This is a genomic window from Aeoliella straminimaris, assembly GCF_024054565.1.
Classification (GTDB): Bacteria; Planctomycetota; Planctomycetia; order Pirellulales; family Lacipirellulaceae; genus Aeoliella; species Aeoliella straminimaris.
Window position 1 is genome coordinate 571,944 of record NZ_JAMXLR010000092.1, and the last position, 14,518, is coordinate 586,461.

A 14,518-nucleotide genomic window follows, 5' to 3' on the forward strand; every position below is an offset into this window, starting at 1 on the left:
ACGCCCAAAGGCAAGCTGAGCTACCATGCAGTTTGCAGAGTTGACGGTTTCGAGCACCACTCGCAAGACGTCACTTGCTAGGTGAGCAACAGGCCGCCTTTGGGGGCGCGGTGGGCGACGACTCGTGTTCAGGGTGTACTTGGATTTATTGTGTACCAGGACATCCCGCCTGCTGGTACCGTGACTTCTATGGTCACCCGGTGACGGTCGTCGACATCCAGTTCAATCTGCCGCCCGTCCCCAGCGCGGACCATGACGCGTTGGTTTAACCCTGTGTAATAGATGCTGGGGCTAAGGTGTCGGGTCACTTCACGGTCGAGTGGATTGTAGACGCACAGCATCCCTGGAGTTTCCAGTTTGGGATTAACGTGCAGTACCCAATCGAGATCGCGACCATCGGCGCGCCGACCGTGGACGATGTCCGATTCAAGGATGTCTCGATGCTGCTTGAACCAGTCGACCTGCTCTTTCACAAGCTCCTTGGTTTCGGGGCTGTCGAACAGGCGGGGGCCGCGGTAGTGGGCTTGAACGCCCATGCCCAAGTTCGATTGTAGCATGCGCCGATAGTGGTCGAGGTGATCGTGAAGTGGTTCGATGGTGGCTGCGGCTCCGCCGCCATGGTATTGCGAGAGAGGCACGAACATCCATCCCATGCTGGGTGTCTTTTTCCAGGTGCCATCGTAGATGTTCTGCCGTGTGTGGATCACCTGTTGGGCGCGGGGGAGCGACCAATTGACCTCACGATATCCCATGCCACATTTGTTTGTACCATTCAGGTAATAATAGTCCGGTGCGTTAATGTAGATGCCCATGCCTCGCAGGTCGCGATACAGCTCTACGGTGTCTCGCCATTGCAGCCAACGCGAGTCGAGCACTCCCTGCTGCAACGGCGGCCGTGACGTGACGTCCACATCGCCCGGGTAAGGGCCATCGTTTTCGAATTGGTCGAATCCCGTCGCTTGGTAGAAGTCTCGCATGGTTGCCAGCCAGTGCTGTCCCCAGGGCGACGTCACGGCAGGGCATTGTCCATGCGTCGGTCGCTGTCCGTCGGGGGAGACAATCATGTCCTCCGCCGCCACCCCGCGAGAGGAGAAGAGCGAGTAGCATCCGAGTTCGATACCTTGCTCTTCGGCATAGTCGGCCACTTCCCGCCAAGTCCGCAGGAACTGTTGATCGCGCTGCTCCATGTTGAAGCCGCTGCCGAACGAGAGGATGATCGCCTCGAAGCCGACTGCGACCGCCTCATCGATTGCCTGACGGACTCGCTCGGGGTCATGACTCAACAGATGATGGGTGACGGGGTTCTCGGTGACCCAAGGCGCGAGCGTGCGATAGAACCGCCGCAGCGCAAGGCCGCGGCGTTCGCGATTGCCATCGTCGTAGACCAGTTCGTAGACACGGAACGACTTAAACTCTTCGCCCGCTGCAACCTTCTGAGCCGGACCGTAAGTTGGTTCCACCACGAGTCGGCAAGGAGTCTGTCTCGCATAATTCACCTGAGTGGTGTACAGCGGGTCGGTCCGCCAATGCACGACGTGCCGATTTGCGTTCGCGGAATTAAATCCTCCGAAGGCAAAGTCGGTCTCCACGTGCAGGTAGTCTGGATTGGGGATTGCGACGCCATCGCGATATTCAACCCAGTTGGAGTGCTCGACAAGGGCAAGCTCTTCAGCTGCAAAACTATCGACTGTCACTTCGCGATCGCTGCCATTGTAAACGGTGATCCACTTACTGAAGGCCGGGATCCCGTCGTAGAGCTCGTAGTGTACGCTCACGCGGATCTGGCGTGACTGGTCGATGGTCTTCTGCAGCTCTGCCATGCCGGCAACATTGATCGGTCCATAGGCCGAAAACCGAAGAAGTCGCAGTCGACCGATATCACCAGCATCAGCGTGGTCGCTATTTCCGCCCGCTTGGTCCATTTTGCCAATTCGGACGGTTAATGGTGCGCCGGCGTTTTTCGGCAGCGCGGCCTTGCCGTAGTTCTTCCACGCGCCCTCCTCCGGTTTTGCATCGCAGTAAACGGTGCGGCCTTCGAGCCGCAACCGCAGTGTCCAAGGTTTGGAGGTATCCAGTCGCATCCTTCCGCCCAGGCGAGGATTTTCCCGCTGCCCGTCCCACAAGCCGAGGAGAGGGTAGTTATCGTACGCGTTGCCTCGCGGGCGGATATTGAACTTAAGCGTCCGGTTTGCGTATACCACCGCGATGCCAGGTCCCCAACTGGACGAGGTATCTGTCCCAACATCAAGGGTTACTTCGACGATCTCGGCATCCTTGGGAAACTCCCGCTCAAGATAGGCGGCCGTGTTTGCGGGCGTATAAATTTCGCCCGGCTTGCCCTCGTTTTCAATTGAACTACGTGGATTTGCTGTCGAGACCTGAACCTGCCAGCCATCGAGCGACTCGAATTGGTCCAAGATCAGTCTTTTGCGCCCTAAGTCGCTGGGCGGTGCGTAGCCCCCGGTTTGGTTGTCGCGTCCCCCCAACCACTTTTTCGTTTCGCCCCCCCCTCCCCTGACGATTCGGTCGATCTGCTTCTGGCCCGATGAGCTCAATGCGTAATCGAAGCGAACATATGCGCCCGGCGGCGGCCAATGAATATTGGGTGCATGATGGCGCCGTCGTTTCCAATGGAAGCGTTCTGTCGGCTCCCCTACTACAACGTTCTCAAGTTGCATCGCCTTTAGGTCGGATTGCATGGCGGCGAGGAAATCTTCGGTCAGATAGGCGTGATTGGGCTGACCAACCAGACCTCCCACGTCATAGCAGATTCCGTCGACCGTGATCTTCGCTTCAGGCCGGACCGAGCGAAGCATCGACTGCCCCGTCATCAGGTTGTCCAGCGCCACGCATGCACCATTGGGCGCCAGCTTCCACGCACGCCGTACCAAGCCGTTTTCCATGCACAGCGTGTCATTCTCCTCATCACGAACCACTTCGGCCACATACGAAGATGCGTCGATGAGAAAGTCCTTGGGCGGGGCCTCTTGGCTCCAGCAAGTTGTCGATGACTGGCAGAGGGCGAATCCACAAAGGACAACAAAATGGAAGATTCGTGGTGACGGTGAGAGATTCTTCATGGCGATCACCTGCTGAATTCGTATGTAACCAAGCCTGGTCTGCCTGCAAGACGCCGTGCATTAACATTTGATGCGTTCGAGGGGGAGATCCGGCCGCGAAGATTTGATTGTGGTTTGGAGGCAATGCCACAAGCAAATGACTGGAGGGTCGTTCTCTCGCTCTCAGGCGTGTTCGCTAGGAAGCTCATTGTCAGGATTTGACGCCCGCCAATAATGAACGCCCAAAAGGAAGTAGCAGTTACCTAGGTGGCGTCTGTTACTGCCACGCTGAAGCAACTGCTACTTGGTAAGTCACTGACCAATTTTGACGCTGACACCTATACTTGGCGGAGGCGGAAGCCCACCCCCAAGGCAGCCAATAGACCGCAAGTCATCATCAGAGAACCAGGCTCGGGTACTTGCGTTCCACCACCAAGCAGTTCTCCCAGGTCTAGACTGGCAGGTGAGGCGTGGTTCGCTCTGAGCATGTACCAATCGGTGAAATTGGTGACTCCGTCATGGTTGAAGTCGCCAGCTTCCCAGCTCAACCAGTCACCGACTGCAATCTGGTTGTGGGCACCCTGCAGGATATTGGCGGTGCCCCATCCCGCCACGAACGCAGCCACGTCATCCGAGGCCGGATCGCCCGAGCCGTCGCCGTTTACAACGCCGTCCTTGTTCGCATCACCTGGCAGTAATGTCCCCTGCAGCACGGGATCGTTAGCGATTTGGTCAGCGATCCATTCATTGTCGGCAAACAGGTCGAAAGTGCCGTAGTTCTCACCACCTTCGGAAGTGTTGTCTCCGTAGACGTACATCTCCAAGTCGTCCACAACTCCGTCAAAGTAGTTTCCGTACACTGAAGACAACCCGTCACCGTTGACTTCTGCTCCACCAACCACAAGTCGACCGACAAACGCTGGGTCGCCCCCTGTATTGATGTTATCGTTGTTGGCCGATACTGCTAAACCATCCACGAACAGCACACTGGTAAATGGCCGAGCGGCGCCCGATCCCGAAACAATCTGCGGACTCCCTGGGGCACCGTCGATGTAGTTGTGGTGCATGAGGTGGTACCAAGTGTCTCCCACAACTGGATCTCCGCTCGCAGGGACTGCGCCCACTCCGCTCGCGCCGTCGACGTGGAAGGAACTCGACTGAGTCCACTGCCCTTGCGCGTTGATGGCTGGTCCCCCGCTGAAGATCGTATCGAAGACAATACTCTGGTAAGTGGTCGGCGACTGGGGGGAACCGATGGCAGACGCAGTGGGATATGCCCACGCTTGAATGCCACGTCCCGTGATACCGGTGTAGTTGATCGGATAGTCGCCGAGAATCAATCCAAGTTCGTCGGGGCGATTTAGGGGGATTCCAAACAGATAGTCGTCGATGCCATCGAAGCGAGCTCCAAAATCACCGCCACTAGCCCCCGGACGCCCCATTGCCGATACGTCGGCGTACCGAGGATCTCCCGCGACGGTTAAGTCCAGATAAGCTCCACTTGGACCAATATCGTCGCCGGTCTGCGAACTGCCCGCAATGACAAATCCGAGGGGGTTGCCGTTGCCAACATTTGCAGCGGTGTCGACATCCGGAGGTGTCAGTGTGGCGTCCGCGGAACCCGGATCGCCAAACAAGTAAGCCCGATCATTAGAAACCGCCGCCTGGGTGGTGCTGCCCAGTACCACCCAAGCGACGATCAGCATCAGGGGCAAGCCCTGTACGTTCTTGCACGACTTCATGGTTGTGCCTCCTACTAGCTGGCGTTTCCACGCCAGTACGCAGCCGAGAGTCAACCCGGACAGCAGTATAAAGGTTGACGGTTCAGGCACCTGCGAAGCGGCGTTGGCTAAGCTACCGCTACCTGCGGTGTTACCAAATCGTTCTTTCCAGAAGGTGTAGTCGCTCGCATCGATTCCGCCACCGTTGCCAGTCCCCGGCTTAAACGCGGATTCGTCGCTTGCACCCAGATTGTTACGCCACACGGTGTAATCAGAGATATTTACGGTACCGTCACCGTTGTAGTCGCCCGCAACTGCGGGCAACACCTCGTAATCAATGACGCCCTCGGTGAGCGTTCCATCAGCAGTGCGATAGTAGAATTCCAGGTCCTGATCCATGCTGGTGTCAAACAGATTGCCTAGTGGAATAGACGCATTGGCCGCCAAAGTGGTGGCACCCTGTAGAAAGCCTTCTCCCACGTAGCTTGAGCTAGGTGTGCCCAACACCTCCCAGCCGTTACCCGTGCCGTCTCCCTGAGGCAGACCGCTTTGGCCATTGCTTTCGATATCATTCCAACCGGAAAAATTGATGGCCCCCGTTGGGCTCAGAATCTCGTACTGATCGAGATCGATGTCACCACCCGTTGCGTTATACAAAGTACTCGTACCGGTTGCTGGATCAACGCGCAACTCCATTCTCAAAAGGTCAAACGCTGCCACGCCGTTGGTTGCAACATTTTGAATTTCGGTGGGAGACATGACACCGCTGAACACTCCTACATCGTCTATATCACCCTGGAAGTAGAAACTCGTTCCTGGATCTGATCCGGAACCGATATGCAGATCTTCCATTTCCGTGGTGCCATTAGGACTGTAGCCTTGCGTAGAGGAGGAGCCAACGTTGGCTCCATTGATGTAGAAAGACTTGACCCCAGACTGCGCATCGAACGCGATGGCTACGTGCGTCCAAGCATCAGCAGTAGCGGCACCATCATTGATGGTGGCCCACCCTGGATCTCCGTCTCCAGTCCAGAAGCTCCACTGTCCTGCCGGGTCGATGTAGACGATGTAACCATGGGTCTCGACGCCGGCCTCAAAGTCGTCTCGACTGGTGATCGGGGAGCGATAACCAGTAGTGTCGGTCGGCCGGGTCCATAGTGAAACGGTGAAGCTTTCCGGATTCAGGTCAGGACTGAACGGAACGGTGATGGTACTGTCGGTTCCATTGAAGGTGGCTGACGTACCCGTGTTGGCATTGGCACCAGCTGCTCCGTAGGTCACATTGGTGGCTGCCCCGTTGTTGCTGCCAAATGCATCATTTGCATTTGCATCCAGGTCCCAATGCGACACCAAACTCGGCAATTCGGCGCGGGCTTGTGATCCAAGCGACACTAGCGACAAACAGATAATCGCGCACATTGCTTGCCGCATCTTTGTTGTCCGCACCACACCAAAACAAGCAAGGCCAATTGCCAGAAGTGCCATACACCCGGGTTCCGGCACGGCGGCCCCGCCAATCATGTTCGAAAATGACATACCAGGATTGTCGGCTTCCCAAGCGGCTTTGAAGAGGCCAAAGTCGGTGGAGTTATTGATGCCGTCGCCGTTCAAATCGCCCATGAGGTATGCCTGTGCTGGGGAGAGTTCGGAAAGGTCGGCCCGATAGCCAGCTTTGTAGATCGGCCAATCGGAGGCATCTACCACGCCATCGGCGTTGTAGTCGCCAGCTTTGATGGGGTCCTCTTCATAGATAGTGCCGGTGTACTGAACGATGATAGGCACGGTTTCTCCAGTGTTGGCGTCCAGATACACTGCTTCCACGTCTTCGGTAGGGTTTTGTATCCAGGTCATGCCCAGGTCGATAGAACTATTGCTAGAACTCGAGTTGGGTAATGTTCCCACGCCAGTGGTCCCTTCGCTGAGGTCGTACGCGGTGCTGGAAAATACTACCCACTTATCGCTCGAGATAGATTCATCGCCACCGTTCGAAGCGGCGTCGAGGTTCGTCGCAATCGAGTTCCAGTTCATAGATTCGAGCGATCCGGAAGCGGAGTTGATGCCAAATCCAGCGATCTCGATGTCCGAGGCAGTGCCATTATCCAAGGACATTTGGCCGCTGTCTCGGTCAACGATCAAAGACAGTGTTCCGAGGTCCACTGAATCGAGAAATCGAATTTCGGCCAACCCTGCACGGTCCCCGCCTGGGGCGCCTTCCAAGTGGTTATCGGTCACAGTCATGCGAATGAAGTTTGCGTCAGTCGGCGTGAATGGAACGATGTTTGCATTCGCAGGCATAGCAGCATTAAGAGGAATCATCACATTTTGAGAGCTACTGTACGATGTTCCTCCATTCGTCGAGAACTCAAGTGTGGCCGCACTTAGTGTGTTCCCGTTCGCAGCACCGAAGTTATAGGGCCAGCTCACGAGATCGGTTAGATTAAAGGTACCACCCAAATCCATCTCAAACACCACGGTACCACTAGCCGGATCGAAGTAGTCGCCGGCGCCACCGTTTGGAGCGTCCGTCACCCAGGCGGTGTCTTGGCTGGCGTTTCCGTGCGTGACCGAACCAATGTTGAGTCCGCTGGGGTCGAGGGGGCCACTCAAGCCGCTGCCGTCGATCAAATGAACTTCCTCGGTGAAGAACTCGACAGCTGTGCCGGTGTGCGTAATGCTCGTCGGTGTGACCAGAACACCCAACGCTGGAGGAGACAACCAGGCAAACATACAACAAATCCAAAGCAGTCTTCTTGTCGTCATCGTAAGAGTCTCCAAGTTCAATGGGAGCCGAATGCGGCAGTGGATCAGGTGAGCACGTCTTTTCTAAGTAAAAGGGGCGTGGCGCGACTTGTGAGTAAGGACACAGGTGGTTGCTACTCCCAGCAAGAGCACGCTGAAGGACGATGGTTCAGGAACGCCGACCAGATATTCAAAATCAATGCCAGCAAGGTTCGTTTCATGATAGGTTCGCAGGATGTACCAGTCGCCGAAGTCGGTTACACCGTTGAGGTTGAGGTCGCCGTTGCGGATCTGTTCGAGTTGAGTTTGATGGCCAGAGGTACCCCAGCCCAGAATGAAGGCGGATACATCGTCGCTTTCCGGCAATCCGGTACCGTCACCGTTCACGAAGCCATCCCCATTCACGTCGCCAGGAACGCCGATACCAACCGAAGGAACGATCTTCAGTATCCGGCCATCCGGCTCAAGGGCGCGCGGAAACTGAGGGTCATCTCCAACGACCAGGTAGAGTTCGCCTGACAAATCTTGGCCAATACTCAAAATGAACTGACGGCTAGTAAGATTGCCGCTGCCATCATCTTCAGAGAGCTGCTCGCCAGAAATATCAATAAAGAGCTCCTCGATATCTCCTGTGGCAGGATCTCCGGCGAACAAGCGAGCCGGCGTCGGGATTTGTCCTGCCGCTACTTGACGCCCGAACTCTGCGAAAATGTACTGGCCCTCAAGTTCGGGAATCTCCGAGCCGCGATAGACGAACCCGCCGACCACGGTCTCGCCATCGGACCTTCCATATTCGAAAACCGGTGGAGTATGAGAGGTCCCCGCGACTAATACAACACCTGGATCGCGTTCGACACTACCTTCAAAACGGCCCCAGCCATAGTTGCCGTCCAAGGTTACAATGCTGACTTCTTCGCGCGTGGACTCGCCTACGTCTCCCAGGAAGAGCTCCCCTGTTACAGCGTCAAAGTTAAATCGATAGGGGCTGCGGAAACCGTAGGCGTAAGCTTCTTCGACTTCGATTGGAACGCCAACACCTGGATTGGTCGTAGGAATACTGTAGCTGCCATTGTCGCTAGTAATGAAACTACCTGACGTGCTACGGTTGCCCGATTCGCTGGGCGAAAGCGGATCAATGCGAAGCATGCTCCCGATGTAGGACGTCACATCCTGCGGGGCAGTAAATCTACCCGGGTTTCCCCCATCTCCTGAGGCCAGGTACAGCAAACTGTCGGGGCCGAATGCCAAGTCGGTCACATTGTGATTCTCGTGCGGCTGTTCCATAGCCAACACGTCACGCCGGGAGAACACTGGATTGTCGAGCGTTGGGTCACTAGCCGTCCACTCCACGAGCACGTCGTGGTGGGCGCCACCGGATAAAGCCAAGCCATCGAACAGGTCGGGTAAGCTGCCGTCGCTACTGCCGCTCTCGAAATGGTTTTCCGTAATGATGGAGTAGAACTTGCCGTATCCTGCGAAGCCTTGGTTGGCGTAGTCGGGATGAAACGCGATGCCGGTCATGCCGAAGGCGAAGTTTCCGGGAATGTAGCGATTGGCCTCGCCACGGGTGTCGAGGAAAGGAGCCATGTCGCTGTCGAGATAGTCGCCGGTTGAATCAATGAGACGCACTACGCCGTTGATAGTGCTTACCGCCATGCGTCCACTATCATCGGGCACTGGTACAAGATCCGTAGGCGACACGTGCATCGTACCACTCAAACCCGTGGTAATCTCCTGCAATCTTATTGCCGTGTTGCCTGTCGGTATCTGGCCGTGGGCTACTGCCGAGAGGGCAAGCAACGCTGAGATCGCCACAGCTTGATTCAACTTCGACATGGTTCAAGTAACTCAGAGCTGTTCCAAATGGTCAGCGAACATTCGCCCCCGTAGGGACGCGCTGAAAGTAGGCAATGCAGTGAGGCATACCACCCCCTTGGCCTCTAGGCGCGGCCAGGGGGCGGCGATTTCGAACTAAAGCAGCGATCCAATCGGCTGTCGGCGGATGCGTAGGAAGGACCCGCCAGCTAGGGAGAGTGCAATTAGCGTTATGGAGCCTGGTTCGGGGACGACCGTTTCGTTAGCAAACCGAACTTCGGCGAACCCAACCCGGTCTCCTCCACCGGTCATTCCGTTCAATCCGACGTAGTTGTCGGTGATGGAAAGCAGTGCGTATCGAGCACTCACGGCCGAGCCAAGGCTGAAGGCTTGCGCGGAATTTACCTCCCCCAAATCGTTGCTGGGGTCGTCGTCAGCGTCCCACACAGGAAGAAGCGTGACCGTTTGTGCGGCGCCAGCAAATGACGCTGCCCCCTCCGCTTCGCTGTTAAGACGGACCTCGATAGTGCGGGCCTGATTGGCGGCTGTCGCAGGAGAACCACCCGAGTTCTCATAATTCCAGAGGATGATGGACCCTACGCTGGCATCGCCCCCACCTGTGAGGTCGAGCACAATGTCAACGTCGGTGTCGTCATTGGGCAAGCTATTGAAGAAGTCAGACGGAAAACCGCCGGGATCCGTTGTGACGAACGAGCCGTCGAAAATGCCACCGAACTCGTGCGTGGCGTTTAGCGCACTTGTCAGGGAATCTCCGTTGTTCACTGCAGTGATCATGCGATCATTGTTGATTGTGTCAGCTGCAGAGTTGAACACATACTCTTCACTGATAACGGCGACCGGCTGGACGATCGCGGCGTTGGTGACCGCCGAGAGGGCGGCACAGGCAAAACTCGCAAGCAAAACTGTTGGGATTCTCATGAGACATATACTCCTCAGGTGCTTTCACTTCCTGCCCAAAGAACGAGACGGCAAATCCGTGCTGACTACTCTTAACGCTCGCTAGCCTTTCCTCTCCAATGTCTTCATTCACCTTAAACCCGCTTGATAGTGAGATTGGATATCTTCTTCACTGAGCGCTTTGTCGAATACGGCGACTTCATCTATCTGACCGATCCATGATTCCGGAGGATAAATACCCGTCTGGCTAGGTGGATTCCGCCCGATGAACAAAGGACCTCTGCTGATGAGTCCCTGCATGTCCGAACTCACGATTTCCGGGACAGGTCTGTATCCTGGCCACTCCAATCCTCGAACAGCCGCTGGAACTAACTCGCCATCGATGAATAAACTCGGTTTACCCTGGTCGTCTACCACCGCCGCAACGTGGTACATATTATTTGGCCGCAAGCCCACCTTCGCCAAGCAATCGTAGACCCCGTAGAAAGTAAACAGCAGCGTCATGGATGGAAAGTCGTTGCTTCCCGCAAATGCGTGCCCGGCCACCCCGAGTGCAAACCCAGAGTCAGGAGATTCAGAAAAGCTCGAAATGATTCTCTTTGGGCTCGGCAACTCCAGCGTGGGAGGGGTTACGACCCAGGCCTCAATGGTAAAGCCATTTGCCAAAGCTAAACCAGGATGGTAGCCAACGTTTATTCCATCGTGTTTAGCGAGTAGTTCTAACGCTCTATTGTCGGCTTCTGATCGACGGCTCTCTGCACCCGTATGCGCGCCCGCGCCAGCCGGCGAACTCAGCTCAAGGCTGCCAAGGGACTTTACGCTGGTTTCATTGGAAAATTCATTCAGACGCCAGAATGCCGTTGGTCGACTCTTCAGGATTGCTAACTCGTAGCTGGATGCGGGGACTCTGCGAATGAATGTATGGCGGTCTGCCTCAATCTCCCGCGACACGAGCCCGGAGGCATCGACTGCTCTGGCACTCCCTGCAAGCAAAGGTTCGGCCCGCTCCTTTAACTTAAGTGCTACTTCGCCATCCAGAACGTGTACACCGAAATCACCCTCACGCTGCATGTCGATCCCAAATTCAGTTCCCAAGTCAACGATCGAAGCACCACCTGCTGAAACAGTAAAGCCAATCGCCTCCTCCGGCACTTGGGCCACCATCCTTCCCTGTGTTAGTCGCACCCTTCCCGATGAGAGAAGGTCAAGCGAAACTGGCCCTTCGAGTATCACGCGAGCGCCACCGTCCAAAGCAATTTCGGCCATTCCGTCATCGAGTCGAACAGGCCCAGGCATCAGCCGAGCGCCCATTCCTATCGCCCCCTTGGCGTTTGACCAAACAGCATCTATCGACTTGCCCACGGTTGCGATGCTCGGCGGAGCAGCGACCGGTTCTATCTTTGCAGGTCCTACGGCTGCCTGCTGAGTCTGGTAGGAACTGCGTTCCTTCCAACTGCTGACAGCGAAAAATAATGATGCCGCAATTGCGGTAACCGCTAGATACGCCAAAGGTCGCGGAATCTCGATAGGCGGAGGTCTTCGAGGACGAGCATTGCGTTGTTCCTCGGCTTGCAGTCGTTCCGCCTCTGCCGCTGCAGCCGCTGCAATGGCGGCAGCTTCCCTGGCAGCCTTCTTGGACTCTTTAGCGGCTGCCTCCGCAGCTTCGTCCAGCATCATCCGTATGTTGCGTGGATCCACCATACGGAATGAGGCGTCTGCCAGATTGTCTTCGACGAAGAACTCCCGCATGTCGTTGTGCTGCATCACCACTTGCAAATTGGTGTGCAGCATGGCCGCGTGGGCGAACTGCTTTCGACTATTGGGGCTGCTTTTCAGCCAACTCACGAATATCGCAAAATCATCCTCGGATGATAATGTCCCATCCAGGTAGGCGCTGCAGAGAAGAGCAGGGTCGTCATTCGCTCGAGTATCGATTGGGGGCGTAGCCACTAATCACCCCCCTGCATTGCTGTTCCGAGCTTGCTTTGGACGCAGTCTCGGAGGACCTTTCGTATGCGGTGAAGAGCCATTCCGGCGGCTCCCGCGGTAGTGCCGGTTGCTTGAGCAATAGCGTTAGCAGGAAGATCTCGGACGTAGCGCAGCTCCAATAGCTTGCGTGCGCGACGATGCAGATGCGTCACACAATCGCTCAGGGCTTCCTGCACGTCGTTGTTACTGGTCTCCAATTCGGCATAGGTCTCCGATAATTGGGTCACCAACTCGTGATCAAAGACACATCGATCACGCGAGTTCGCTCGTAGCGTCACAAGCACCTTATTTCGCGCGATGCCCAACGCCCATGGCAAAAATGGCCGTGAAGAGTCGTAGTCGTCGAATCTCTCTGCGACGGCCGCCGCTGTTTCTTGAAGCACGTCGTCAGCCATATGGAAATCGATGACTACTGATCTAATATAGCCGAGCACCATTAAGTGGTTTTGCGACCAAAGCACATTCAATGTGCGTCGGGAAGCAAATCGCTCCGTTGCGGTTTCCGAAGGATGTTCAGGTGCAGACGACATTAGGCAATGTGCAACGTGGTAGATTGGGCGATCAATGACAGTCTGTGAGACAGTTTCTACCCCTCGCTCTGTTCTCGATGAGAGCGTTCCTGGTGAATTTCAACAGCCTCTTCAAGTTGTTCATCCGTCGGCGGAGGTTCAGGTTTGGAACTGCAACCAGTGCCGCCGATTCCTAGAATGCCCAGCAGCACCAAACTGCAAACCCGCTTGCGAAAATGCTTCGTCTTTCCCATCTACACAGACCTATTTCATGGAAGGGATATTGCCTTGAATTCTTAAGCATGCGCCGGATGTTGGACGCTAGCCAACATCGTGCATCCGCCGGACTACATCTTTACCTGCGTGGACCCGCCGCTTGAGGTGCGGGAGGCAGTCCATCACGAGTGCCCATGTCGGTCCAAACCAACGGGTCGATGTCTTCGGTGATGCTTTCCACCCCGCCATCGAGTCTCACAATGTTGACAATACCGGAATGGTAACTGGACGCAGGAGACACAATTTCCCACCAACTCCCCGGTCGCCAGCAGACAGAGTTGGGGGGTAGCAAGTGGTTGTACCAAGTCCGCCATACGGTCCCCTCGATCCATGGATAACCACGGAATCGCCATTCTCCAGACCACGGAACAGAGGCTGTTCGCCAGTCTTTGGCTAAAAATTGCTGTTGGACGGTTTGAAGGGCTCCACTCGGTGCCGTGCCGAATTCGAAGCAGTCGGCAATGGGGCTGCCCGATCCCTGGCCCGATGCCACATCGGGTGCCAAGCCATTGGCTACCTCGGCGAATGCCGATGTGTGACTAGTTCCGTCGAGCACACGGGCCAGTTTGAGCGGCTTGAGAGCGGGCTTGCCAGCCGTATCGGCCACGGGGCCGAAAACGCCGTCCCAGCCGGCGATCCGCACCCAGCTTCCCGCGTTGGAGTGATAGTTCGTCCACCCCATGAAAGTCTCGCCGTTACTACCCGACCAAGAGTAAGCTGCACCACCCTGCTGGGGGTCGGAAGGGCACAAGAACACAGTGGGACGAGCTTGAGCGGCGGTTGGATTGCCACTGTTGAGATCGTAAATGAAAGCATCAAATTTGATCTGGTCGTGCGTGTTACCCTGCTCCATATAAGGGAGAATCTGCGCCATTACCGAATGGTAGTTGGCGCTGTCCGTTTGACCCGCGGGAAGTACGCCATGGCTGTTTTCGTAGTTTAGTAGCGCAATTCCCATCTGTTTTAGGTTGTTTTGGCAACTAGTACGACGAGCCGCTTCGCGGGCGGACTGCACAGCCGGGAGGAGTAATGCTACCAGGATGCCAATAATGGCAATCACCACTAGCAGCTCAACCAATGTGAAACCAATTCGAGAGCGCGACATTCTCTTCTCCATGTGCTCAGTACTCTTGGGCGCATGCGCCGCCCGCGAGCGGTTTGGGTGGGCGTCTGGGCATCCTTGAATGGTGGCCGAAAATGGGGGAACGATCGCCGCCTGATGAGAGCAACGTGCGTGTGCAGTTGCTGTATTGTGTATTTGCCGATCGGGAAGGATTTATAACACAACTCTGACAAGTTTTCGAGATTTTTCTCTGGTGGCTGCAAATGACGCAGTTTCCAAAGGATACCCGTGGCCCCCCCCCCAAATGGCGACGACGGAGCCGTTGAACCGTCGCTTCTTTGCCAGATCCGCGAGCGATAGCGGGATTGGACAAAGATGGCCGAAGACGTCCCTGATATGCGGTGCGATAGCCCAATGCTCTCGGACAGT

At 56.0% G+C, this 14,518-nt stretch carries 7 protein-coding genes; all 7 read right to left on the minus strand.

All coding sequences use genetic code 11. The annotated features are described in order from the left end of the window. Positions 1–128 precede the first annotated feature (128 nt). Entirely contained in the window at positions 129–3,080 is a 2,952-nt protein-coding gene (locus tag NG895_RS28045; RefSeq protein WP_252855881.1) for a hypothetical protein, read from the minus strand. Between the two features lie 317 nt (positions 3,081–3,397). Continuing rightward, positions 3,398–7,540 carry a LamG-like jellyroll fold domain-containing protein gene (locus NG895_RS28050; protein WP_252855882.1) on the minus strand — a complete coding sequence of 1,381 codons (4,143 nt, stop codon included), beginning with the start codon at positions 7,538–7,540 and terminating at the stop codon, positions 3,398–3,400. Between the two features lie 63 nt (positions 7,541–7,603). Continuing rightward, on the minus strand, positions 7,604–9,355 hold the full coding sequence (locus tag NG895_RS28055) for a PQQ-dependent sugar dehydrogenase (protein WP_252855883.1): 1,752 nt from the start codon (positions 9,353–9,355) through the stop codon (positions 7,604–7,606). 135 nt (positions 9,356–9,490) lie between these two features. Next, positions 9,491–10,273 (minus strand): PEP-CTERM sorting domain-containing protein, encoded by a 783-nt coding sequence (locus NG895_RS28060; RefSeq protein WP_252855884.1) that lies wholly within the window; start codon positions 10,271–10,273, stop codon positions 9,491–9,493. Between the two features lie 108 nt (positions 10,274–10,381). After that, complete coding sequence (locus tag NG895_RS28065; protein WP_252855885.1) at positions 10,382–12,097, minus strand: LamG-like jellyroll fold domain-containing protein; 1,716 nt, start codon at positions 12,095–12,097, stop codon at positions 10,382–10,384. A 104-nt stretch (positions 12,098–12,201) separates the two neighbouring features. Next, entirely contained in the window at positions 12,202–12,771 is a 570-nt protein-coding gene (locus tag NG895_RS28070; RefSeq protein WP_252855886.1) for a sigma-70 family RNA polymerase sigma factor, read from the minus strand. A 334-nt stretch (positions 12,772–13,105) separates the two neighbouring features. Continuing rightward, positions 13,106–14,131 (minus strand): DUF1559 domain-containing protein, encoded by a 1,026-nt coding sequence (locus NG895_RS28075; protein WP_252855887.1) that lies wholly within the window; start codon positions 14,129–14,131, stop codon positions 13,106–13,108. Between the last annotated feature and the right edge of the window lie 387 nt (positions 14,132–14,518).